The sequence below is a fragment of the Streptomyces sp. NPDC048337 genome (assembly GCF_043201175.1).
GTDB lineage: Bacteria > Actinomycetota > Actinomycetes > Streptomycetales > Streptomycetaceae > Streptomyces.
On the sequence record NZ_JBICYR010000006.1, the window covers coordinates 162,111 to 185,199 of the forward strand.

The 23,089-nt window shown below is 73.2% G+C and carries 22 protein-coding genes; 10 read left to right on the plus strand and 12 right to left on the minus strand.

The genetic code is table 11. The features are described from left to right. Positions 1-94: 94 nt before the first annotated feature. Entirely contained in the window at positions 95-1,252 is a 1,158-nt protein-coding gene (locus ACGFYU_RS12670; protein WP_393827278.1) for a glutamate--cysteine ligase, read from the minus strand. Between the two features lie 213 nt (positions 1,253-1,465). Here ACGFYU_RS12670 and ACGFYU_RS12675 point away from each other — a divergent pair, with 213 nt between their 5' ends. Together ACGFYU_RS12675 and ACGFYU_RS12680 are read left to right on the plus strand one after the other, a co-directional pair. Beyond that, positions 1,466-2,728 (plus strand): MFS transporter, encoded by a 1,263-nt coding sequence (locus tag ACGFYU_RS12675; RefSeq protein WP_393827279.1) that lies wholly within the window; start codon positions 1,466-1,468, stop codon positions 2,726-2,728. A gap of 142 nt (positions 2,729-2,870) precedes the next feature. After that, positions 2,871-3,941 carry an esterase-like activity of phytase family protein gene (locus ACGFYU_RS12680; RefSeq protein ID WP_393827280.1) on the plus strand — a complete coding sequence of 357 codons (1,071 nt, stop codon included), beginning with the start codon at positions 2,871-2,873 and terminating at the stop codon, positions 3,939-3,941. Here the strand turns inward: ACGFYU_RS12680 and ACGFYU_RS12685 are convergent. The 3 genes from ACGFYU_RS12685 to ACGFYU_RS12695 all read right to left on the minus strand — a co-directional run bounded on the left by ACGFYU_RS12685 (position 3,938) and on the right by ACGFYU_RS12695 (position 8,470). Further along, positions 3,938-5,320 (minus strand): carboxyl transferase domain-containing protein, encoded by a 1,383-nt coding sequence (locus ACGFYU_RS12685; RefSeq protein ID WP_393827281.1) that lies wholly within the window; start codon positions 5,318-5,320, stop codon positions 3,938-3,940. The two genes, ACGFYU_RS12680 and ACGFYU_RS12685, sit on opposite strands and share 4 nt — an antisense overlap. A 562-nt stretch (positions 5,321-5,882) precedes the next feature. Then, positions 5,883-7,436, minus strand: coding sequence for a GAF domain-containing protein (locus tag ACGFYU_RS12690; RefSeq protein ID WP_393827282.1), 1,554 nt, complete (start codon positions 7,434-7,436; stop codon positions 5,883-5,885). Next, positions 7,433-8,470 (minus strand): rod shape-determining protein, encoded by a 1,038-nt coding sequence (locus ACGFYU_RS12695; RefSeq protein WP_393827283.1) that lies wholly within the window; start codon positions 8,468-8,470, stop codon positions 7,433-7,435. Before ACGFYU_RS12695 ends, ACGFYU_RS12690 begins: the two co-directional genes overlap by 4 nt. A gap of 212 nt (positions 8,471-8,682) precedes the next feature. On the opposite strand from ACGFYU_RS12695, the gene ACGFYU_RS12700 reads away from it, so the two are divergent. After that, a complete protein-coding gene (locus ACGFYU_RS12700) occupies positions 8,683-9,393 on the plus strand; it encodes an esterase/lipase family protein (protein WP_393827284.1) in 711 nt (236 codons plus the stop codon). Positions 9,394-9,402: 9 nt separating this feature from the next. Here ACGFYU_RS12700 and ACGFYU_RS12705 read toward each other — a convergent pair whose 3' ends face one another. Beyond that, entirely contained in the window at positions 9,403-9,969 is a 567-nt protein-coding gene (locus tag ACGFYU_RS12705; RefSeq protein WP_393827285.1) for a hypothetical protein, read from the minus strand. 78 nt (positions 9,970-10,047) lie between these two features. Here ACGFYU_RS12705 and ACGFYU_RS12710 point away from each other — a divergent pair, with 78 nt between their 5' ends. Continuing rightward, a complete protein-coding gene (locus ACGFYU_RS12710; protein ID WP_393827286.1) occupies positions 10,048-10,785 on the plus strand; it encodes a hypothetical protein in 738 nt (245 codons plus the stop codon). A 25-nt stretch (positions 10,786-10,810) separates the two neighbouring features. On the opposite strand, the gene ACGFYU_RS12715 is transcribed toward ACGFYU_RS12710, so the two are convergent. Next, positions 10,811-11,239, minus strand: coding sequence for a MarR family winged helix-turn-helix transcriptional regulator (locus tag ACGFYU_RS12715; protein ID WP_393827287.1), 429 nt, complete (start codon positions 11,237-11,239; stop codon positions 10,811-10,813). Positions 11,240-11,334: 95 nt separating this feature from the next. Between ACGFYU_RS12715 and ACGFYU_RS12720 the strand changes: the two genes are divergently transcribed. From ACGFYU_RS12720 to ACGFYU_RS12735, 4 genes are all read left to right on the plus strand, one after another. After that, positions 11,335-12,357, plus strand: a complete 1,023-nt coding sequence (locus ACGFYU_RS12720) for an NADP-dependent oxidoreductase (RefSeq protein WP_393827288.1) — start codon at positions 11,335-11,337, stop codon at positions 12,355-12,357. Positions 12,358-12,421: 64 nt separating this feature from the next. After that, positions 12,422-12,844 carry an organic hydroperoxide resistance protein gene (locus ACGFYU_RS12725; protein WP_393827289.1) on the plus strand — a complete coding sequence of 141 codons (423 nt, stop codon included), beginning with the start codon at positions 12,422-12,424 and terminating at the stop codon, positions 12,842-12,844. Positions 12,845-12,910: 66 nt separating this feature from the next. Beyond that, positions 12,911-13,711 carry an EI24 domain-containing protein gene (locus ACGFYU_RS12730; RefSeq protein ID WP_393827290.1) on the plus strand — a complete coding sequence of 267 codons (801 nt, stop codon included), beginning with the start codon at positions 12,911-12,913 and terminating at the stop codon, positions 13,709-13,711. Positions 13,712-13,783: 72 nt separating this feature from the next. After that, on the plus strand, positions 13,784-14,119 hold the full coding sequence (locus tag ACGFYU_RS12735) for a winged helix-turn-helix transcriptional regulator (protein WP_393827291.1): 336 nt from the start codon (positions 13,784-13,786) through the stop codon (positions 14,117-14,119). A gap of 15 nt (positions 14,120-14,134) precedes the next feature. On the opposite strand, the gene ACGFYU_RS12740 is transcribed toward ACGFYU_RS12735, so the two are convergent. Genes ACGFYU_RS12740 through ACGFYU_RS12755 form a run of 4 tightly spaced genes read right to left on the minus strand, consistent with a single transcriptional unit; the run spans position 14,135 to position 17,340 of the window. Continuing rightward, the gene (locus ACGFYU_RS12740) at positions 14,135-14,854 is read right to left on the minus strand and encodes a PaaI family thioesterase (protein WP_393827292.1); all 720 of its coding nucleotides are present in this window, start codon (positions 14,852-14,854) and stop codon (positions 14,135-14,137) included. Positions 14,855-14,867: 13 nt separating this feature from the next. Beyond that, positions 14,868-15,572 carry a carbon-nitrogen hydrolase family protein gene (locus ACGFYU_RS12745; protein WP_393827293.1) on the minus strand — a complete coding sequence of 235 codons (705 nt, stop codon included), beginning with the start codon at positions 15,570-15,572 and terminating at the stop codon, positions 14,868-14,870. Beyond that, a complete protein-coding gene (locus tag ACGFYU_RS12750; protein WP_393827294.1) occupies positions 15,569-16,708 on the minus strand; it encodes a low temperature requirement protein A in 1,140 nt (379 codons plus the stop codon). The genes ACGFYU_RS12745 and ACGFYU_RS12750 overlap by 4 nt, the downstream gene beginning before the upstream one ends. Positions 16,709-16,764: 56 nt before the next feature. Continuing rightward, the gene (locus ACGFYU_RS12755; protein ID WP_393827295.1) at positions 16,765-17,340 is read right to left on the minus strand and encodes a TetR/AcrR family transcriptional regulator; all 576 of its coding nucleotides are present in this window, start codon (positions 17,338-17,340) and stop codon (positions 16,765-16,767) included. Positions 17,341-17,497: 157 nt separating this feature from the next. On the opposite strand from ACGFYU_RS12755, the gene ACGFYU_RS12760 reads away from it, so the two are divergent. Beyond that, the gene (locus ACGFYU_RS12760) at positions 17,498-19,939 is read left to right on the plus strand and encodes a beta-glucosidase (RefSeq protein ID WP_393827296.1); all 2,442 of its coding nucleotides are present in this window, start codon (positions 17,498-17,500) and stop codon (positions 19,937-19,939) included. Positions 19,940-20,040: 101 nt separating this feature from the next. Here ACGFYU_RS12760 and ACGFYU_RS12765 read toward each other — a convergent pair whose 3' ends face one another. After that, the gene (locus ACGFYU_RS12765) at positions 20,041-20,955 is read right to left on the minus strand and encodes an SGNH/GDSL hydrolase family protein (protein WP_393827297.1); all 915 of its coding nucleotides are present in this window, start codon (positions 20,953-20,955) and stop codon (positions 20,041-20,043) included. A 250-nt stretch (positions 20,956-21,205) separates the two neighbouring features. Between ACGFYU_RS12765 and ACGFYU_RS12770 the strand changes: the two genes are divergently transcribed. Next, a complete protein-coding gene (locus ACGFYU_RS12770; protein ID WP_215013748.1) occupies positions 21,206-21,700 on the plus strand; it encodes a DUF3145 domain-containing protein in 495 nt (164 codons plus the stop codon). Between the two features lie 65 nt (positions 21,701-21,765). Here the strand turns inward: ACGFYU_RS12770 and fabF are convergent, their stop codons facing one another. Further along, entirely contained in the window at positions 21,766-23,031 is a 1,266-nt protein-coding gene (gene fabF, locus ACGFYU_RS12775) for a beta-ketoacyl-ACP synthase II (protein WP_393827298.1), read from the minus strand. Positions 23,032-23,089: the final 58 nt, after the last annotated feature.

A 23,089-nucleotide genomic window follows, 5' to 3' on the forward strand; every position in this document is an offset into this window, starting at 1 on the left:
CAAGCCGCAGGTGCAGAAACGATTGCACCTGCGGCTTTGGCGTATTCGGAGCGGGCGCGCGAGATCGGGGACCCGACACTCCGGGACTCCGGTGCTAGAAGTTCTCCGTTTCGTCCGTGAGGTGGCGCAGTACGTCCATCAGGTCCTGGCGGCGGGCGAACGCCACGCGTTGGCGGTGGGCGCCCGAGCCGTCGCGGAGGAGTCCGCCCAGGGTCTTGGCCGCGTGGTCGAGGTCGCCGGAGGCGGCCAGTTCCGGAGCGACCAGGTCCAGCAGGGCCTCCGCGAGGTCGGCCGCCGCGAGTTCGGCGCCCGTGTACGGGTCGAGCCCGAACCCCTCCAGCCCGTCGTGGGCCGCCCGCCAGCGCGCGAGGCGCAGGACGTCGTCCCGCAGGACCGGCTCGGGACGGTGCTCCGCGATCTCGCGCAGCGCCGTGGCCACGAGCGCGCGGACCAGCTCGGCCTGGAGGATGGCCGTGTCGATGTACGGGGACATGTCGGGCGCCCGGATCTCGAGCGTGGGCCAGTTCCCGGACGGGCGGAGGTCCCAATAGACCATCTTGGTGTCCAGGGCCGCCCCGGAGCCGAGCAGGGTCTCCACCGAGCGCCGGAAGTGGGCCGTGGACGTGAAGTGCGGGGGCAGGCCCGCCGACGGCCAGCCCGACCAGGCCATCGCCCGCCAGCTGGCGTGACCGGTGTCACGGCCGCCCCAGAACGGCGAGTTGGCGGCCAGCGCGATCAGCGTGGGCAGCCAGGGTCTGACGCGGTTGGACACCGCGACCGCCGTGTCCACGTCGAGCGTGCCGACGTGGATGTGCCGGCCGCAGCTCACCAGGGTGTCGGTGAGCGCGCCGAAGCGGCGGTGCTGCTCGCGCTGGCGCGGCTCGTCATCGGTCAGGTGCAGCGGCCCCTCCACGGCCACGACCGGAGAGGGCGCGGCCAGCAGGCGGCAGCCGTGGGCGCGGGCGGCCCGCCCGAGGGTGCGCCGCCGGGCGGCGAGCTCCTCGCGCAGCGAAGCCGCCGAGTGGGCGATCGGGGTGGAGATCTCCACTTGGTAGCGGGTGCCTTCGGCATGCAGCTCGCCCGGCAGCCCGCCCGCCGTGGCGAGGACGAGCGGGGCGGCGGGGACCACCCGGAAGGTGCGGGCGTCGACGAGCAGGAACTCCTCCTCGACTCCGACGGTGAGGGGGACGGTGGGGCGCACCGTGTTCTGCGCGGTGCCGGTGCTCGTGGTGCTGTTGCCAGGTTCGATCACTACGCCTCCCTGGACATACGAGTCTTTTCATCATGAGCTGAACGGGCGGCGAGCAGCGCGCGTCGATCCGGTCAAATGTCCGGTGATAGTGGCGAGTTACCGGCAAAATTCGCCCGCGTCGGGACCTCGGAGCACGGTGGGGTGAATGTTGCGGGTGAGTGAATGGGGCGGATCGGGCCCCGGGTGCCGGGCGGCCGGCGGTTACCATCCGTTGTGACCAGTACGACCGCGCCTACCCGGACCAGACGGCGAATATTCGCCGACATCACCCCTCTGCGCACGTCCCCGGACTACCGGCGGCTGTGGGTGGGAGGCACCATCTCCTGGCTCGGTCAGGCGATGACCGCCCTCGCGATCTCGCTCCAGGTCTACGACATCACCCGGTCCAGCTTCTCCGTCGGACTCGTCGGGCTCTTCACGCTGGTCCCGCTCATCGCCTTCGGGCTCTACGGCGGCGCCATCGCCGACACCGTGGACCGGCGCAAGCTCGGCCTCTACAGCTCCCTCGGCGCCGCCGGGCTCTCCGTGGCGCTGGCCGGCGCCGCGCTCCTCGACTACCACCGGGTCTGGTTCCTGTACGCCGTGGTCGCGCTCCAGGCGGTGTGCGGGGCGCTCAACGGTCCGGCCCGGTCCGCCATGATCCCGCGGCTGCTGCCGGCCGACCAGCTGCCGGCCGCCAACGCCCTGAACTCCGTGACCATGACCTCCGGGATGATGGCCGGCCCGATGCTGGGCGGGCTGATCGTCGGCTGGTGGGGCTACCAGGCCGCGTACCTGATCGACGCCGTGACCTTCGGCGCCGCCCTCTACGCGATGTGGCGGCTGCCGTCGATGAAGCCCGACCGGGAGAGCGGCGCCCGGGGGAGGGCCTCCGTCGTCGACGGCCTGCGCTTCCTCGGGACCAGGCCCAACATCCGGATGACCTTCTTCTCCGACATGGCCGCCATGGTGCTGGCCCACCCCCGGGCACTGTTCCCGGCCATTGCCGGGCTCTGGTTCGGCGGCGACGCCAAGACCGTCGGCCTGCTGGCCGCCGCGCCCGCCGTCGGGGCGCTGCTGGGCGGGCTGTTCTCCGGCTGGCAGGGCCGCATCAGGCGGCACGGGGTGGCGATCCTGCTCGCCGTCGCCTCCTGGGGGCTGGCCGTCGCCGTCTTCGGGCTCACCCGGAACCTGTGGCTCGGGTTGTTCTTCCTGGCCGTGGCCGGATGCGCGGACACCGTCTCGATGGTGTTCCGCACCACCATGCTCCAGGCCGCCACCCCCGACGAGATGCGGGGCCGCCTCCAGGGCGTCTTCATCGTGGTCGTCGCGGGCGGGCCCCGGCTCGGGGACTTCCTCGCCGGGACCGTCGCGGACCTGGCCTCCCCGGCCGTGGCGATCACGGGCGGCGGGCTGGCGTGCGTCCTCGTACTGGGCCTGCTCGCCCTCCGCTGGCGCGGATTCGCCCGCTACGACGCACGGTCGCCACAGGCGTAGCCCGCTCCGCCCGCTCCGGCCGGATGGGAAGGGGAGTTGGCCGGTTCGTTGCCATCGCGTTGCGCGGCCTTCCACTTTCTTTCGATTCGACATATGACGGTTCGGTAGTCGAATCGTCCGCCGAATCAGGAGGAAGGCCTTCATGCGCCTTCGTACGCTCGTCACCACCGCGGCAGCCGCCGCCGCGCTCTCCGGCATGCTCGTGCCGCCGGCCGTCGCGGCGCCCGAGGAGGACCGGTCCTGCTCGCCGTACCTCTCCGTCGCGGGCTACTCCGACGCGCTCGACAAGACCACCCTCGACGGGCGCCTCGTCGGCGGCATCTCCGGTCTCGCGGTCGACCCCACGGACGGCACGGTCGCCGGGATCTCCGACAAGTCGGCGCTGTACTCGCTGGAGGTGGGCCGCGGGGACACCCCGGCCGCCCGGGCCACCGCGCGGCTCCCGCTGACGGACGGCGCGGGGAAGGCGATGGACTCCGAGGGGATCGTGGTCGACCGCGACGGCTCGTACCTGATCACCGACGAGTTCGCGCCCGCCATCCGGCGCTACGGCCGGTCGGGGGAGGTGCTGGGGACACTGCCGATCCCGGACGCGTTCCGGCTCGCGCCGAAGGGCCGGGCCACCGCGAACCAGACCTTCGAGTCGCTGACGCTGCTGCCCGGCGGCCGCACGCTGGTCGCGGGCGTCGAGGGGGCGCTGGCCGGCGACGGGAAGGACGCGCGGGGGCGGACCCTCCAGCGGATCCAGACCTGGGAGCGCCGCGGGGACGGGGAGTTCGAGCTGGGACGGCAGTACGCCTACCCGGTGGACGCCGGGCACGGCCTCGTCGAGCTCGCGCCGACCCGCGACGGCCGGCTGATCGTCCTGGAGCGGGGCTTCACGCAGCAGTTCAAGATCACCGTCCGGCTGTACGTCGCCGACCCCCTGGGCGCGACGGACACCTCGGCGGTGGAGACGCTGGCGGAGGGGCCGCGGCTGCGGGTCGCGCGCAAGACGCCGCTCGGGGACTTCGACGACTGCCCGACGCTGGGCGCGCCGTCGAAGCTGCCGCAGAACCACCCGCTGGTGGACAACATCGAGGGCATGGCGGTGACCGACGACCACGGGATCGGACGGGTGCGCCTGCTGCTGGTCAGCGACGACAACGAGCTGGCGCAGCAGGTGACGCGGCTGTACCGGGTGGACGTCCGGCTTCCGCAGCGGTGGCGCTAGTCCTCGGTGTCGGCCTGGGCCACGATGCCGCGGGCGACGCCCAGGGCGACCAGGTCCTGGGGGCGGATGCGGAGCTGGTCGGCTGTGGCGGGGGCGGCCTCCGGGGGGCGCTTGAGGATGGCGGCGGCCAGTTCCGGGGCGATGACCGAGAAGTAGCTGTCCGGGGTGACCCAGGTGTTGCCCGGCGCGGCCAGGGCGAGGGCGCCGCCCGAACCGCCCTCGCCGATCAGGAGGGTGGTCACGGGGACCCCGGCTCCGGCCAGCGCCGCGAAGGTGTCCGCGATGGCGGCGCCGGCGCCCGCGTGTTCGGCGGTGGCGTCGTTGGCCGCGCCCGGGGTGTCCACCAGGGTGAGCACCGGGATGCCGAGCCGGTCCGCGAGGCGGATGACGCGGGAGGCCGTACGGTACCCCGACGGGCGGGTGGCGGTGCCGCACTGGGCGGCGTACGCCACGGCCCGGCCCTCGCGCAGCCCGAATCCGCACAGCATGCCGGGGTCGGTGCCGCCCGCGCGGTCCCCGGAGAGGGGGAGGCGGAGGGCGAAGTACGCGTCCAGGTACGCCTCGGCGCGCGGCCGGTCCGGATGACGGGCCTGCCGGACGGCGTCCCAACCGGTGGCGGGCTCAGCCACTCCCCCAGCTACCGCTGGGAGGTGCCCCCAGGCCAGCGCGGCCGGGGGCTCGACGGGCCCGCCGGCGCGGGGCGCGGCCAGGACGCGCAGCCAGTCGGCGAGGGTGCCGGGCAGGTCGGCCGGGGGGACGACGGCGTCCACGTGCCCGGCGGCGTACTGCCCCTCGGCGGAGTACGCCGCCGGGTCCGCGTCCGCCGGGCGCACCCGGGAGCCCGCGAAGCCGACCTGGGCCCCGGGAAGCGCGAGGACCACGTCGGCCCCGGCCCCGAGGGTGGCCCAGCCGCCGCCGGTGGTGGGATCGCGCAGGACGGCGATCTGGGGGAGCCCGGCGGCCCGGGTGAGGACGCTCTGGCGGGCCACGCGCTGGAGCTGGGTCAGCGCGAGCATGCCCTCCTGCATGCGGGAGCCGCCGGTGGCGATCAGGGAGACGAGGGGCAGGCGGTGCTCGCGCGCGTGGGTGTACGCGGCTTCGAGCCGGTCTCCGGTGCGTTGGCCCAGCGAGCCGCCGAGGAAGCCGAACTCGAAGGAGATCACGGTGGCTTCGTGCCCGCCGATGAGGGCGGTCCCGGTGACGACGGACTCCTCCTCCCCGGTCCGGGCGCGGGCCCGCTCGCGGGAGTCGTCGTAGCCGGCCCAGGCCAGGGGGCCGTCGGCGGGGGACTCCCGTCGGGGGGCGGGGAGTTCGGCGAAGCTGCCGGGGTCGGTCACGGAGGCGATTGCTGCGCGGGCCGAGAGGCGTGTCGTCGTCACGGCCCCACCCTAGGCGCTCCCGCCGGCCCCCACGGGGCCCGGCCCCGACCCCCGCGCCTCAATCGCCGGCGAGGCTGGATGTTGCCCCCGTGGCCCCGCGCCTCAATCGCCGGCGAGGCTGGATGTTGCCCCCGTGGCCCCGCGCCTCAAACGCCGGCGGGGCTGGATTTGCCCGTCCGAGTACGCATGTGCGGCTACAAGACCGGGGCTCTGCCCCGTACCCCGCGCCTCAAACGCCGGCGAGGCTGGATGGTGCGGCGAGGGTGGATGGTGCCGTGAGGCTGGTTGGTGCCGTGAGGTTGGATTTGTCGGCTCGGACCGGACGGTGCAGCCGGGGGCGGGGACGGGGTGGGGTGTTGTCCGGGACGTAAAACGTGATTTGTGGTGCAACCGCTGCCTGGGCGAACCGGTCCGGACAGGGCGCCATAAATCATGAGTCCCGGACGACACCCCACCCCGGCCCGGACCCCGGCCCCCGCCAACCTCGGCGCAGCCGACCCGTCCCTGGCCGAGCCTGGCGCAGCCGACCCGTCCCTGGCCGAGCCTGGCGCAGCCGGCCCGGCTAGAGCGGGGACTCCCACGTCAGTGTCGTCCCCCGCGTCCCCGACTCCGTGCGCCCGTCGTCCGACACCGTCAGCCGTACCCGCGAGGGCACCGCGTCCACCTCCACCTCGATGGCGGTGATCTCCGCCCGCCGGTGGGCCGCCGCCAAGGCGGTGCGGAGGGCCGAGAGCAGGTCGGTCGTCACCCGGTCCGGGAGCAGCGCGTCCACCGCGCCCGCGAAGTGCACCGACGGCTGGAAGCCGAGCAGCACCGCCGCCCCGCCCGTTTCGCGCAGGACCAGCCCCCGGAAGGTCGTCGGGGCGTCCGTCGGCGGCTGCTGGAGGGCGAAGATGGCCGTCCGGACCTCCTGGATGGTGGAGTCCAGCTCGTCGACGGCCCGGTTCAGTTCCGCGCCCACCGTGTCCCCGGCGGCAGCGGCAGCCGACCGCTTCTTCGTGCTCTCCAGCATCATCTCCGTCGCGAACAGCCGCTGCACCACCAGGTCGTGCAGGTCCCGCGCGATCCGGTCGCGGTCCTCGTAGACGGCCAGCTGCTCGCGGTCGTGCTGCGCGTCCGCCAGGACGAGGGCCAGCGCCGCCTGCGAGGCGAACTGCGAGGCCAGCAGCCGGTCCACCGCGTCGTACGGGGGCCCGCCCCGGGCCCGAGGCAGGGCCAGCGTGCCGATCAGCTGGCCGCCGCTCTGGAGCGGGAGCATCATGCTGGGCCCGAACCGCTTCCGTACGTGCGTGGTCATCCGGGGGTCCGTGGCCGAGTCCTCTATGAAGACCGGCTCGCCGCCCAGGAGTTGTTCCAGCACCGGCGATCCCGGGGCGATGGTCGTCCCCACCAGGTCCCCCGGGTCCCCGTGCGTGGAGGCGGCGACGATCTCCATGCCGCCCTCGGGGGTCGGCTGGAGGACCACCCCGGCCGCCGCGTCCGCCAGCAGCCGGGCCCGTTCGGCGACGCACATCAGCGCGTCCGCCGCGGGCCGGCCGGTCAGCAGGGTCGTCGTCACGGCGGCGGCGCCCTCGATCCACCGCTCCCGGCGGCGCGCGGTCTCGTACAGCCGGGCGTTGCCGATCGCCATCCCCGCCTGCGAGGCCAGGACGCGTACGAGGGCGAGGTCCTCCTCGGTGAACGGGCCGCCGCCCGCCTTCTCGGTGAGGTAGAGGTTGCCGAAGACCTCCGTATGCACCCGTATCGGGACGCCCAGGAAGCTGCGCATCGGCGGGTGGCCGGGCGGGAATCCGCCGGCCCGGGGGTCCTGGGTGAGGTCGTCGAGCAGGAGCGGGCGCGGATCGCTGATGAGGACCCCGAGCAGGCCCGAGCGCCCGTCCGGCAGGCGCGGGATGGCGGCGCGCTGCTCCTCGGTCATCCCGGCGGTGAACAGCTCGGTCAGCCGGGCGCGCTCGGGGTCGACGACCCCGAGCGCTCCGTAGCGTGCCGCGCAGACCTCGACCGCCGAGTCCACGATGTGCTGGAGGGTGGCGTGCAGTTCCAGCTCGGAGCCGACGCTGAGGACCGCCTCCAGCAGGACCGGGAGGCGCGCCGGCTCCTGCGCGGCGTCCGTCATTCGGACAGTGGGTTGAGAACCATGGGGGCGATCTTCCCTTCGAGCATCGCGCCGAGACCGAGTACGGCGCACACGTCCGGCCGTTCCGCGATGGCGACGGGCATGCCGGTGGCGTCGCGCAGCATCTGGTCGAGGCCGGGCAGCAGGGCGCTGCCGCCCACCATCATGATCCCCCGGTCCGTCAGGTCCGCGACCAGGTCCGGCGGGCAGTCCCGGAGCACCTTGCCGATGCCGTCGAGGACGGCGGTCAGCGGGGTGTGGATGGCGTCCCGTACGGCCGCGGTGTCCACGTGGACCGAGCGGGCCAGCCCGGTGGCCACGTCGCGGCCGTGGATCACGGTGGAGGCGGGGCCTTCGGAGGTGATGCCGTTGCCGTGCAGGGCCAGTTGGAGCGGCCGGACGGCCTGGCTGGGCAGCATCAGCTCGTGCGCGTGGCGCAGGTGCTGGACGACGGCGTGGTCGATGGCCTCGCCGCCGACCGGGATCCGCTCGGCGGTGACGATCGAGCCGAGGGAGAGGACGGCCACCTGGGTGGCCGCGGCCCCGCAGACCATGATCATGGTCGCGGTCGGCTGTTCCACGGGCAGGCCGCAGCCGACGGCCGCCGCGATCAGGGTGTCGACGAGTTCGACGCGGCGGGCGCCGAGCCCGACGAGGGTCTCCACGGTCGCCCGCTGGGCCAGCGGGTCCGCGTCGTGCGGGGTGCAGGCGGCGGCCCGCAGCCGGGGCTTGCGGCGCAGGGCGCGCCGCAGCTTCTCGCCGAGCAGGTGGCGCAGCATCCGCTGGGCCATCTCGATGTCGACGACGGTGCCGCCGGAGACGGGGCGTACGACCCGGATGTAGTCGGGCGTGCGGCCGGTCATCCGCTCGGCGAAGGTTCCGACGGCGATGAGTGCCCCGGTGCGCGTGTTCACCGCGGCGACGCTGGGCTCGTCGACGACCAGGCCGGCGCCCTTGACGTACACGCGGGTCCTGGCCGCCCCCAGGTCGACACCGACGTGGCAGCGGCGCAACTGCTCAAGACTGACGGTCACGGCGAATCCTCCCGAGACGCTGAACGCGAGATGACCGGCGGAGCGCCGGTCGCTTTTCATATCATCTCGGGCATTTCGAACTAATCGCCCGTTGAGCTGCTCCGGTCGGGGGGGCGTGTCGCGCCTGCATGGGGGTGGATTTCTGTACCGACAGGCAGCACGATGCCCGCACCGCACGCGCTACTCACGCGTAACAAGGTAAAGGGGACTCGATGCTGACGACCCGCCAGAGGCTGCTGGCGCTCCTGACGCTCTGCCTGGCGCTGCTCGCGCCGCTCTCGGCCCATGCCGCCGACCGGGTCCCGCCCGACGCCTCCGACCTGGCCTCATCGCGCAATCCGGTGGTCTTCGTCCACGGTTACAACGCCGATCCGGGTGTCTGGGGAGCCCTGCGCGAGGACCTGCGGGCGGCCGGGTACGCCGACTCGGAACTCTTCTCCTGGGGTTACGACACGCACCAGTCGGTCAACGAGGTCCTCTCCGGACGGCTCGCCTCCTACGTCGAGGACGTCCGCCGGCGGACCGGCGCCGCCAAGGTCGATGTCGTCGCGCACTCCTTCGGCTCCCTGGTGACCCGCTGGTACGTGAAGTTCGGCGGCGGCACCTCCACCGTGGGCCACTGGGTCTCGCTGGCCGGCCCCAACCACGGCACCTCCACCGCGTGGGCCTGTGCCCTGTGGGACCAGGCCTGCCGGGACATGACCCCCGGCTCGTACGTGGTGAAGAACCTGAACGCCGGGGACGAGACGCCGGGCGCGGTGAGGTACGCGACCTTCTGGTCGAACTGCGACGAGGTCATCAATCCGGACGACAGCGTGCCGCTGACCGGGGCCGCCAACACGCCGGTCGGCTGCCTCAAGCACAACGACCTGCTCGGCGACGACGGGACCTCGGCGGGCGTGCGCGCCTTCCTGGCCTCCTAGCCTCCCGGCCTACTGGGCTCCGGGCTCCTCGAACGAGACCCGCTGGAGCAGGCCGTACGTGAACTCCGCCACGCAGGGCCTGCCCCGCGCGGCGAACGCGAGCCGCCAGCGGGTCGGCGCGGTGCCCTCCATCGGCCGTACCGGAGCGAAGGCCCGTGCCACCTCGTCCACCGTCGCCGACCAGGGCCGCAGATCGTCCGGCGACTCCAGTACGGGCCCCCGCGCGCCCGGGGCCCGGACCAGCCACTCGTTCCACACCGCCCCGTCCGGCGCCGCCAGCACCTCGAAGCGCAGGTCCGGCCAGAGCGGCACCGGCCACAGCAGGGCCTCGCACTCCAGATCGCCGATCGTGCGACGTTCGGCGGACTCCGGCGGGCCCAGCACCGAGCGGTAGCGGGCCAGGGCCCCGCGGGACCTGGGCGAGCGGACCATGGCCTGCCAGCGCTTGTTGGCCTCCCGCTGGTCCGCGAGCGAGGCCCCCAGCCCGCGGCGGGCCTCCTCGGCCAGGTCCGGCTGGAAGTCCGCCATCCGCCGCAATAGCACGAGCTGGAAGGCCGTCGGCCCGAACGATGTCATGGACGCCACGATTCCACACAGAATCCTTACGTTCCCGGGATACGGATGTAGCCGGGGACCGCATAGCCTGCGGGCGCCATGAACTACTGCCCCGCATGCCAAAGACACCTCAACGGCGCACTGGCGTGCGCCGGGTGCGGCACCCCGGCCGAGTATCTCGTAGCCGTCGCGCCCGGCGGCCCGGCCGTGCCCGCGGCTCCCGTGGCCGAGCCCGAACCGCCGACCGCGCTGGCCGACGTGTTCGCCGACTCGCTCGTCGTGCTGTCCGCGCCGAACGAGCGCCGGACCGGCGCGCGCCGCCGCGCCACGCACCGGCGCCGCCGCCGGACGGTGCTGACCATCGCGCTCGGCATGCTGATCGCGACGGGCGGTTCGCTGCTCGTCGCCCGCATGGCCACCGACGGGGACCGCTCCGACCGGGCCGCCACCGTGGTGCTGACCGACGACGCGGGGCCCAAGGAGCCGGAACCGCTGCCGAGCCTGAAGGGGGACCCGGCCGCGCCTTCGGTCCTGCCGTCGGCGAAGGCCGGGGGTACGAAGGCTGCCGGGAGCGGGGCGAAGACGGCCGGGCCCGGCGTTTCCGCCGGGGCGGTGACGGAGTCGGCACCGGCGTCGTCCGCCCCCGCACCGGCCACGTCGGGGTCGGCCTCCCGGACCCCCGGCCCGGGGTCCACCGTAAAACCGAAGAAGTCGGGGACGCCGTCGCAGGGCCCCTCCGGCAGCCCGCAGCCGCCGAACCCGGCCCCGACGACGCCCACGGCCAGCCCGACGCCGACCGAAGAGGACTGCGGCTTCCTGGGCTGGAAGTGCTGGTAGGGGCGGGAGCCGGCAGGGGCGGCGGCTAGCCGCCCAGCATCCGCTTGAGCAGGTCCCGCAGGACCGCACGCTCGGCCGTGGACAGCCCGGCCAGCGGCTCGCGCGCGAAGTCCAGCGACTCGCGCAGCCGGTCCGCGGTCTGTACGCCCTCCTCGGTGGGCGCGGCGAGCTTGACCCGGCGGTCGGCCGGGTCGGGGCGGCGTTCGACCAGGCCGCGGCTCTCCAGCCGGTCGATGATGCCGGTCACATTCGACGGCTCGCACCGGAGCTTCTGCGCGATCCGGCGCATCGGCAGCGGCTCCAGCGCCAGCAGGTTCAGCACGCGGGCCTGGGCGCCCGTGAGCTGGTGGCTGGCGGCCGCGTGCTCGTACTCCATGTGGTAGCGGGCCACGACATCGCCGATGAGCTCGACGACCTCAAGGGTCACTGGGTCTACTACGCGACGACTGGGCATGGATCCAGAGTACCCATTTACTTGACAACATGAAATATCCAGGCGCATGGTTGTTTCAGCTAGTGAAGCAATTTCGTTCTTACCAGGAGCGCCGCATGTCCGAGATTCCCGCCATCAGCCGCGAGTGGCACCTCGTCCGTCGCCCGCAGGGCTGGCCCGTCGCCGAGGACTTCGCCCTGCGCGAGGTGCCCGTGTCCGCCGAGCCCGCCCCCGGCCGGATCCTCGTCCGCAACCTCCACATGTCCGTGGACCCGTACATGCGCGGCCGGATGAATGACGTGAAGTCCTACATACCGCCCTTCCAGCTCGACCAGCCGATGGACGGCGGCGCGGTCGGCGAGGTCGTCGCCTCCGCCGCCGAGGGCTTCGAGGTCGGCGACCACGTCCTGCACGGCCTGGGCTGGCGCGAGTACGCGGAGCTCGACGCGAAGCACGCCACCAAGGTGGACGGCTCGCTCGCCCCGCTCTCCGCCTACCTCGGCGTCCTCGGCATGCCGGGCCTGACCGCCTACGCCGGGCTCTTCGAGGTCGCCTCCTTCAAGGAGGGCGACTCCGTCTTCGTCTCCGGCGCGGCCGGTGCGGTCGGCAGCCTCGTCGGCCAGTTCGCCAAGATCAAGGGCGCCTCGCGCGTGATCGGCTCCGCCGGCTCCGACGAGAAGGTGACGCTCCTCACGGAGAAGTACGGCTTCGACACCGCCTTCAACTACAAGAACGGCCCCGTCGGCGAGCAGCTGCGCGGCTCCGCCCCCGAGGGTGTCGACGTCTACTTCGACAATGTCGGCGGGGACCACCTGGAGGCGGCCATCTCCGCCATGAACGTGAACGGCCGGGCCACCCTCTGCGGTGCGATCGCCCAGTACAACGACACCGAGGCCGCCCCCGGCCCGCGCAACCTCGTGCAGGTCATCGGCAAGCGGCTGCGCCTCCAGGGCATCCTCGTCAACGACCACGCCCACCTCCAGCAGCAGTTCGTCCAGGACGTGGCCGGCTGGCTGCGCTCCGGTGAGCTGCGCTACGACGAGACCGTCGTCGAGGGCGTCGAGAACGCGGCCTCCGCCTTCCTCGGGCTGATGCGCGGCGAGAACACCGGAAAGATGATCGTTTCTTTCACCGGTTAGGCTCATCCCACGCCGTCGTGACCGTGGGCGCGAGTCGCGGCGATTACCAGGAGGATCTTCTTACATGTCCATCCAGCAGTCCGACGTCGCGTACACCGCTGTTGCCACCGCGGAGAACGGCCGCGACGGCCGCGTCGCCACCAACGACGGCAAGCTCGACGTCGTCGTGAACCCGCCGAAGGAGCTCGGCGGCAGCGGCGCCGGCACCAACCCGGAGCAGCTGTTCGCCGCCGGCTACAGCGCCTGCTTCCAGGGCGCCCTGGGCGTCGTCGCCAAGAACGAGAACGCCGACATCTCCGGCTCCACCGTCACCGCCGAGGTCGGCATCGGCAAGAACGACGAGGGCTTCGGCCTGATCGTCAAGATCTCCGCCGTGATCCCGAACGTGGACGCCGCCACCGCCAAGGACCTCATCGAGAAGGCCCACCAGGTCTGCCCGTACTCCAAGGCCACCCGCGGCAACATCACCGTCGAGCTCGCCGTCTGATCCGGCACCGCTCCGCCGAGGCCGCACCCCGGAACCGGGGTGCGGCCTTCGCCGTAAACTGGCGCCATGCGTGATCTTGCGGGGGGTTTCCGGTATCTGCTGGCCGGACAGCGATGGGTGTTCGGCCACGGCCGCTGGCTCGGCTTCGGCCTGCTGCCCGGGCTGGTGTCCCTCGTCCTCTACGCGGGCGCGCTCATCGGGCTCGGCTACGGCGCCGACGATCTGACCGCCTGGGCCACGCCCTTCGCCGACGACTGGTCCTCGCCGTGGCTCGGCCTCTTCCGCGGCTTCCTGACCGCGCTCGTCTTCTGCCTCGGGCTCTTCCTCGCGGTCATCACCTTCACCGCCGTGACCCTGCTCATCGGCCAGCCCTTCTACGAGTCCCTCTCGGAGCAGGTCGACCGCGGCGAGGGCGGCGAGGTCCCCGAGTCCGGGCTCCCGCTCTGGCGGGAGCTGTGGATCTCGGCCCGGGACAGCCTGAAGGTGCTCGGCCGGGTGCTGCTCTACGGGATCCTGCTCTTCGCCCTCGGGTTCATCCCGGTGGTGGGGCAGACGGTGGTCCCGGTGCTCGGTTTCTGCGTCTCCGGATACTTCCTGACCCAGGAGCTCACCTCCGTCGCCCTCCAGCGCCGCAAGGTGCAGCTGGACGGGCAGCTGGCGCTGATGCGTTCGCGGCGGCTGCTGGTGCTGGGCTTCGGTGTGCCGCTGGTGCTGGCCTTCCTGGTCCCGCTGGTCGCGGTGTTCCTGATGCCGGGCGCGGTGGCCGGGGCCACGCTGATGGTGCGGGACCTGCTCCGGCCCGAGGAGCCCCCGGCCGCCGAGAGCGTGGCCGGCGGTTTCGGCCCGCCGCCTCCCGCGTACGCCTGACCAAGTTCCGCGATGCGTTCCCGGTCCTTCCGTCTAGCCTGGTGAAGAGCGAGCAGGTGGGAGGGGTGCGCGATGGCGGTGGCACAGAGGCCCGGAGCGGATCACTGCGGGGTCGCCGCGGCGATGGCCGTGATCGACGGGAAGTGGAAGGTCTCCGTCCTGTGGGAGCTGGAGCGGTGCCCGCGCCGCTTCGGTGAACTGCGTCGGCTGGTCCCGGGAGTCTCGGAGAAGGTGCTCGCCGCCCAGCTGCGCGAGCTGGAGACGGACGGGGTCATCCACCGGGAGGTCTACGAGCAGGTCCCGCCGCGCGTCGAGTACTCGCTGACCCCGCTGGGTCGGGACCTGAACACGGCCCTGGAAGCCCTGGGGGAGTGGGGCACCAAGTACCTCCTGCCCGACTCGGCCTGATCCACAGGGCGCCCCCTACCCGCGCGGCTGCACCCACAGCGCCTCGCCGACCGCGCACAGCTCACCGTCCGCGGTGGCCAGCGCCGTGCCCGCGGTGTACTTGCGGCCCGAGGCGGAGAGCAGCCAGGCGTACGAGACGAGCCCCTCGCCCACCGGCACCGGCCGCAGCAGCCGCGCGGTCAGCGCGGCCGTGACCGCTCCCGCCCCGCGGCCGTCGAGCAGCCGGCCGGCCGCGTTCCCGGGGCAGTCCAGCGCGCCCCACACCAGCTCGGGCGGCAGCAGCCCGTCCGCGCCCGCGAGTTCGGCCCCGGGGCTCCAGGCGGTGGCGACCATGTCGAGGCCCGCCACCCGACCGCAGTGCAGGCGCAGCCCGGTGGCGGGGGTCCGGTCCAGGCCGCAGCCGAAGCAGTCGGTCTGCCCGTCCGGCGGAGCCGCCCGATAGGCCTCGGCCGCCGCCACGGCCCGTGCCCAGGACGGGGCCGCCGGGGCCTCCCCGGCGAAGGCCGCGGGCACGGCGGCGGCCAGCAGCAGTTCGCCGTCGGTCAGCGCGCAGCCGCCGTCCGGTGTCGGGCCGAGTCGGACCGCGCCCCCGGTCGGCACGGGCCGCCGGAAGTCCACCCGTACGCTCTCCGCGGCGGACCGGGCGGCCAGCACGCCCGCCACGTAGCCGCCGAAGGCCACCCCCGGATAGCCGTGGAGGCGTTCCGGAATCGTGATCGTCTCGAAGTCGCTCATGCCCGTCACCCCATCACACGGAGGCCGTCACCACACCGGGTGTACGGTCGTCCGCCTCGGCCAGCAGGTCGCCGCCCGGAGCCCAGACGGCCGCGCCCCCGCAGCCGGTCCACGGGCCCGCCGGGCCGACGTGGTTGGCGAGGACCACGTACAGGCCGTGTTCCTTCGCGATCCCCGGGTACACGGTGGCGCGCTCGCCGATCCCGTCGCCCGTTCCGTACAGGGAGCTCGCGAGATGGACCCGGCAGCCGTCGGCGGCGGCGCGGCCGGCGAGCCCGGGGAAGTGGTTGTCGTAGCAGACGCCCAAGGAGAAACGGATGCCGCCGAGTTCGAACCGCCCGTCGGCCGTGCCGGGCTCGAAGAGCTCCTGCTCGTGCCGGAAGAGGTGCTGCTTCGCGTACGTGGTCACCAGCGCGCCGTCCGCGTCGTACACCAGCGTGGCGATGAAGGGCCGGGGGCCCTCGGCGGGCAGTGCGACATTGACCGCGGTGGCGATGCCCGCGGAGCGCAGCGGGTCCAGACGGGGATCGTCGGCGCCGGTCCACAGCCCCGGGTCGGCGGCCAGGGCGTCCAACTCGTAGCCGGTGAGCGTGAACTCGGGGAACACCACCAGCCCGGCGCCCTCCGCGCGGGCCGAAGCGGCGAGTGCGGCGGCCCGGGCGGCGTTGGCGGGCACATCGGCGGGGACGCAGGTCAGCTGCGCTGCGGCGATCTTCACGGGCCCAGGATGTCCGCCCGGCCGCTCCGGGCCCCGGGCAGCTCCCCACGGCGCCTCACGAACCCCAGCTCCGCCAGGTTGAGGGCGGTCACCACGGCGGTCAGCAGCGCCAGCGCGGCGAGCGAGGGCAGCAGCGCGGCCACGGGCAGCAGGGCCAGCACGGCCGCGGCCGCCACCAGCCGGGTCACCGACCAGGACCGGAACAGGTGCCAGCGGGTGTAGCCGAAGGTGGCGAGGAAGAGGGCGCAGCCCCCGTAGAGCAGGGCGGTCACGCCCGGCGGGAGCCGGTCGCCGGGGTGGGCGACGGCCTCGGCCATGCCGACGGCCACCGCGATGATCGAGGCGATCAGCGAGAGGTGCCCGTAGGAGAGGACCTGCCGGGCCACGTCCGCGCGTACCTCCGCGGTCTCCAGCCCGTGCCGCACCGCCGTCGCGGCCAGGTGGAAGTAGACCCACCACAGGCTGCACGCCAGGGCGAAGGCCATGGCGACGGCCGTCAGGGAGCCGGTCGACAGGTGCGGGGAGGTGGCGGCCGGGGCGCCCACGGCGACGATCGACTCGCCCAGCGCGATCATCACGAACAGGCCGAACCGCTCGGCGAGGTGACCCGAGTCGAAGTCCAGCCGCATCATGGCCCGCCGGGTCAGCCGGGGCGCGGCCAGGTCCACGGTGGCGGCCAGCGCCCACAGCCCGGTCCTGGCCCAGCCGTCGAGGAAGCCGCCGGCCACCAGCAAGGGGCCGCTGAGCAGCACCGACAGGGTGACCGGGGTCGGTCGCAGGCGCCGGGAGCGGCCGTGCGCCAGGCCCGCGAGGACCAGGCGGGCGCAGAAGTACGCGCCGGCGAAGAGGAGTCCGCGGTCCCCGTACGCCTCGGGCAGCGCGAGGGCCATCATCAGGGCGCACAGCCCGGCCGCGAAGAGGGCGAGCCGGTCCAGCGGGTGGTCCGCGTCGTGGGTGTTGGCGTGCACGGTGTTGCCGACCCACACCCAGTAGATCGGCACGAAGGCGATGAGGGCACGCAGGGTGCCCTCCCAGCCGTGGTCGTGGTGCAGCAGCGCCGACACCTGGGTCACGGCGAACACCAGCACCAGGTCGAAGAAGAGCTCCGACCACGCGACCTTCTTCTCGGTCTCCATCCCCAGCCCCCCGCTGTAGAACTCCGGGGAACAGGATGCCGGGCCGGTTTCCGCGGCTAGGAGCCGGGCCCCCGCAGCAGGGTCAGGAAGGAGCGGAACGCGGCCGGCATGTCCACCGACTCCGGGGCGAGGAGCCACTGGTACTGCAGGCCGTCCATGACCGCCGTCAGCAGCGGGGCGGCCTGCTCGGGGGTGAGGCCCGAGGGGAGGTGCTCGCCGAACTCGGCGCGCAGCACCGCCGCCATCTCCCCGCGGACCTGGGCGTAGCGCTCGGTGAAGAACTCCCGGGCCGGATGCCCGTCGGTGACGCTCTCGCCGAGCAGCGCCGAGAAGGTCTGTACGACGCCGGGGCGCATGGCGTTGTACTCCACCAGGGAGGCCAGCAGGTCCAGGCGCCAGGCGTCCGCCGAGGCGCGCGAGCCGCCGCCCGTGTCCCAGCGGTCGCGCTCCTCCAGTACCGCGACCAGCAGGGCCTCCTTGGTCGGGAAGTAGTGCAGCAGCCCCTGCTGGGTCAGGCCCACGCGTTCGGCGACCGTGCCCAGGGACGCGCCCCGGTAGCCGCGTTCCGCGATCACCTCAAGGGCCGCGCGGACGATCTCCCCCCGCCGCTCCTCGCTCCTCGCCCTGGCCATCGCCCCCGGCACCCCTTTCGCTCGTACCCGTCAGCAGGACCGTACGACATCCGACTATCACGAACACATTACGAACCCTACCGCTCTACAGGTAACGGGTCCACGATGGGGGCACCGCACCGCTCAACCGCACCGCACTCAACGAGGAGGCACGGCCGTGACCGATGCCGATCAGGTCCGTACGAACGTCGTCGAAGTGGCGCTCGGGAAGCTCGATCTCGACACCAAGGCCCGACTGCTGGCCGGCCAGGACATGTGGTCCCTGCCCGCGATCCCCGAGATCGGCCTGCGGTCCCTGGTCATGTCCGACGGCCCCATCGGGGTGCGCGGCGTGCGCTGGACCGCCGACGACCCGTCCATCGCGCTGCCCTCCCCGACCGCGCTCGCCGCCGCCTGGGACCCGGCCCTCGCCCGCCGCGCCGGGCGGCTGCTCGCCCAGGAGGCCCGCCGCAAGGGCGTCCACGTCCTCCTCGCGCCCACCGTCAACCTGCACCGCTCCCCGCTCGGCGGCCGGCACTTCGAGTGCTACTCCGAGGACCCCTGCCTCACCGGGGCCGTCGGCAGCGGCTACGTGAACGGCGTCCAGGACGGCGGGGTCGGCACCACGGTCAAGCACTTCGTCGGCAACGACGCCGAGACCGAACGGTTCACCGTCGACAGCGTCATCGCCCCGCGCCCGCTGCGCGAGCTGTACCTGGCGCCCTTCGAGGCCATCGTCGCCAATGCCCACCCCTGGGGCATCATGACGGCCTACAACCAGGTCAACGGCACGACGATGACCGAGCACCAGTACCTGGTGAACGAAGTCCTGCGCGCCGAATGGGGCTTCGACGGCTACAACGTGTCCGACTGGATGGCCGCCCGCTCCACCACCGGGGACATCCTCGGCGGCCTCGACGTGGCCATGCCCGGCCCGCAGACCGTCTACGGGCCCGCCCTCGCCGAAGCCGTCCGCGCCGGCGAGGTCCCGGAGTCCGCCGTGGACGAGGCCGTGCGCAACGTGCTGCGCCTCGCCGCCCGCGTCGGCATCCTGGAGGGCGCCCCCGCCGTCGTCGGCGAGGTCCCGGCCCCCGTCGACGGGCAGGCGCTGGCCCGTGAGCTCGCGGTCCGCGGCTTCGTCCTCGTCCGCAACGAGGACGGCACGCTGCCCCTGGACGCCGCCGCCGGCGGCACCGTGGCCCTCATCGGCGCCGCCGCCCGCGACGCCCGCGTCCTCGGCGGCGGCTCCGCCACCGTCTTCCCCGAGCGGATAGTCTCCCCGCTCGACGGGCTCACCGCCGCGCTCCCGGACGGGGCCCTGACCTTCGCGGTCGGCGCCGACCCCTCCGACGAACTCACCCCCGCCGACAAGGGCTTCGAGCTGCGCGCCGTCTGCCGCGACGCCTCCGGCGCGGTCCTCGGCGAGGGGAGCCTGCCGACCGGGCAGGTCCAGTGGATCGGCGACGACCTGCCCGCGGGTGCCTCGTACGAGACCATGGCGAGCATCGAGGTCACCGGAACGTTCCTGCCGCGCGAGAGCGGGGAGCACGCCTTCGGCACCCGGGGGCTGGGCGCCTTCGCCCTCGCCGTCGGTGGCGAGACCCTCTGGGACGGCGTCCAGCAGATGGGCAACGAGGCCGACCCCTTCGAGGCCTTCTTCGGCGCCCCCAGCGAGCGCGCCCGGATCACCCTCACCGAGGGCGAGCCCGTCGAGGTGTCGCTGACCTTCCAGGTCCCGGACATGACCACGCTGCCGCTCAAGGCGATCATGTTCTCGCTGCTCCACCTCGGCCCGCGGCGCGACGCCGACGAGCTCATCGCCGAGGCCGTGGAGGCCGCCCGCACCGCCGACACCGCCGTCGTGGTCGTCGCCACCACCGAGCGCGTGGAGTCCGAGGGCTTCGACCGCCGCGACCTCACCCTGCCGGGCCGTCAGGACGACCTGGTCCGCGCGGTCGCCGCGGCCAACCCGAACACCGTGGTCGTCGTCAACGCCGGTTCCCCGGTGGAGCTCCCGTGGCGCGAGGAGGTCGCCGCGGTGCTGCTGACCTGGTTCCCCGGGCAGGAGGGCGGGGCCGCGCTGGCCGACGTGCTCCTCGGTGCCGCGGAGCCGGGCGGGCGGCTGCCCACCACCTGGCCCGCGCGGTTCGCCGACGCGCCCGTCACCGAGGTCGTCCCCACCGGGGGGCGTCTGGAGTACCGCGAGGGGCTCTTCATCGGCTACCGGGCGTACGAGGCCCAGGGCGTTGCCCCCGCCTACCCCTTCGGGCACGGCCTCGGCTACACCGACTGGACCTACGACTCCCTGGAGGTCACCGGCACCACCGCCCGGGTCCGCGTCACCAACACCGGCAGCCGGCCCGGCCGCGAGGTGGTCCAGGTCTACCTGGCCCCCGTAGCCGACCCCGTGGAGCGTCCGGCGAGCTGGCTCGCCGCCTTCGCGGGCGTCGAGGCGTGCCCCGGCGAGAGCGTCGAGGCCGAGATCGCCCTGCCCGCACGGGCCTTCGAGATCTGGGACGAGGAGAACCGCGGCTGGCAGCGGATCGGCGGCTGCTACGAGGTCCGCGCCAGCCACGCGCACGGGGACACGCGGCTGACGGCGACGCTCGACATCCCGTAACACACCGTAACGACAGGAATGGCCGGAAATCATCCCTGTCGGTGCCCATAAAAAGACCGGGCAGGGGGCGGGACCTGACACCCTCCCCCTGCCCACCGGCGTCAACGCGGCGGCTGCGCCGCCGTCACCTGGCGGTGCGCCAGTTCCGCGAGCCGCGCCTGCCCGCCCTTGCCCGGATGGAACCAGTCCCAGCGGCTCAACTGATCCGCCGCGAAGGGGTACTGGAAGACCGCGCCGCCGTCGTAGCGGCACAGCACGTCCTTCGCGCACACCTCGCGGAGCGCCTCGTTGTACTCGACCACCCGCGCCCGCACCTGCTCGCGCCGGGCCGTCGCCCCCGTGGCCGCCGACAGCGGATCGGCGAGCATCGACTGACAGATGCCCAGCTTCCAGACCTGCCGGACCATCGGGCGGTCCTTGCCCTGCTCCCACAGCCGCTGGAGGTCCGGGACGCTGGAGACGTACACCTGGGAGGTGGGGGACGCGGCCCGCAGCTCGGCGAGGGCCTTCTCGAAGCCGGCCCGGAAATCGGCCACCGGTGTCATCGACGAAGCCGTGGGCCGGCAGGCGTCGTTCGAGCCCACCATCACCGTGACCAGCTCGGGCTTGTGCGCGGCCGCCTCCGCCAGCTGGCCCGGCAGGTCCGCCATCCGCGAGCCGGTCGCCGCGTAGTTCCAGCTGCGGGCCGGGGCGTCGGCGTCCCCGAGCAGCCGGGTCGCGAGGGAGCGGACCTCCGGGTCGCTGCCGGTGGCCCAGGAGACCTCCGGGCAGTCGGTGAGGACCGAACAGGCGTCGAAACCCCGCGTGATGGAGTCGCCCACGGCCGCGATGGAGCCGGGCGCAGTGTTCCAGCGCGAGGCTGCCTGCGCCCCGCGCTCGCCCTCGTCGCCCGACCCACCCGGCCCGCATCCGGCGATCGCCGCGGCCAGCAGTACGGCCGCCGCCGCCGATCGCGCCGCCGATCGCGCTCCCGCGAGGGTCCGGCGCGCGCGGCGGCGCGCAGCGGTGGTGCGCATCGGGATGGTCCCCTTCTCGACGCCCCCACGTCATTCGGGGGGTCCTGCTGAGTGAAAGCTCTGTGTTTACCGGCCTTGGAGCGACCGTACGTCACACCATGACCTCTGACGCACGGTAGCTTTTCCCCGTGGCGTTTCGGCCGCAGGTCCCGTTGCGCAATGTCAAATAATTTCCGTTACATTACATCACGTCACATACTGTCCGTTTTCTGGAGTTTATTCCCGACCTCGTCCCACACTGGAGGTCCCGGTGACGACACGTGGAGTTCTGTACGTGCACTCCGCACCGCGCGCGCTCTGCCCGCACGTGGAATGGGCGGTTGCGGGCGTGCTCGGGGTGCGGGTGAACCTCGACTGGATCAGGCAGCCCGCCTCCCCGGGCACCTGGAGAGCCGAGTTCTCCTGGCAGGCCGAACCGGGCACCGCCTCGAAGCTCGCCTCGGCCCTGCGCGGCTGGCACCTCCTGCGCTTCGAGGTGACCGCCGAACCCTGCCCGACCGCCGAGGGGGAGCGCTACAGCTCCACTCCGGAGCTCGGCATCTTCCACGCCGTCACCGGAATGCACGGCGACATCCTGATCCCGGAGGACCGGCTGCGGGCCGCCCTCGCCCGGTCGGCGCGCGGCGAGACCGACCTGGAGGCGGAGATCGCCAAGCTGCTCGGCAAACCGTGGGACGACGAACTGGAGCCCTTCCGCTACGCGGGCGAGGGCGCCCCGGTCCGCTGGCTCCACCAGGTGGTCTGATCCCGTACGTACGAAAGGGCCCCGCCCGGCATCTGCCGGGCGGGGCCCTTTCGTACGTACAGAACTCAGACGCTGCGGAAGGCGAGCGTCACGTTGTGGCCGCCGAAGCCGAAGGAGTTGTTGATCGCGGAGATCGGGCCGTCGGCCGGCAGCTTGCGCGGCTCGCCCCGGACGATGTCCGCGTCGATGTCCTCGTCGATGTCGTCGAGGTTGATCGTCGGCGGCGCCAGCCGGTTGTACAGCGCCAGCACGGTCGCGACGGTCTCGATGCCGCCCGCGCCACCGAGCAGGTGACCGGTCATCGACTTCGTCGCGGAGATCGCGATGTGGTCGAGGTCGTCGCCCAGCACCTTGCGCAGGGCCTTCAGCTCGGCCGTGTCACCCTGCGGGGTCGACGTGGCGTGCGCGTTCAGGTGGACCAGCTCGGCCGGGTCGAGACCCGTGTTGTCGAGCAGGTTCTGCACCGCGGCCGCGACACCGCGGCCGGTCGGCTCCGGCTGCGCGATGTGGTGGCTGTCCGCGGACAGACCCTGGCCCAGCACCTCGCAGTAGACCCGGGCGCCACGCGCGGCGGCGTGCTCGGCGGACTCCAGGACGACGACGCCGGCGCCCTCGCCCAGGACGAAGCCGTCACGGGCCTTGTCGTACGGGCGGGAGGCCGTGGTCGGGTTCTCGTTGTTCTTGGACATCGCCATCATGTTGGCGAAGGCGGCGATCGGCAGCGGGTGGATGGCCGCCTCGGTGCCGCCCGCGACGACCACGTCGGCACGGCCGGTGCGGATCATCTCGACGGCGTAGCCGATGGCCTCCGCGCCGGACGCGCAGGCGCTGACCGGAGTGTGCACGCCTGCCTGGGCGTTGACCTCCAGGCCCACGTTGGCCGACGGGCCGTTCGGCATGAGCATGGGAACGGTGTGCGGGGAGACCCGGCGCACACCCTTCTCCTTCAGTACGTCGTACTGGTCGAGCAGGGTGGTGACACCGCCGATGCCGGAGGCGATCACGGTGCCCAGACGCTCGGGGGCGATCGCGTCGTCCTCGCCGGCCGGCGCGGTGTAGCCGGCGTCGGCCCACGCCTCGCGGGCGGCGATGATCGCGAACTGCGCCGAGCGGTCGAGCTTGCGGGCCAGCGGCCGCGGGAGGACCTCGTTCGGGTCCACGGCGGCCAGTGCGGCGATACGGACCGGGAGTTCGGCGAAGCGCTCGCCCTCCAGGGGCTTCACGCCGGAGCGACCGGCGAGCAGACCTTCCCAGGTCGAAGCGCTGTCGCCACCCAGCGGAGTGGTTGCGCCGATACCGGTGACGACCACGGTGCGATTGGTCGGGCTCACAGGAATTCTTTCTCCACGTCTCAGGGGGTGCTGAATTGTCACGGCGCCACCGCCAGGT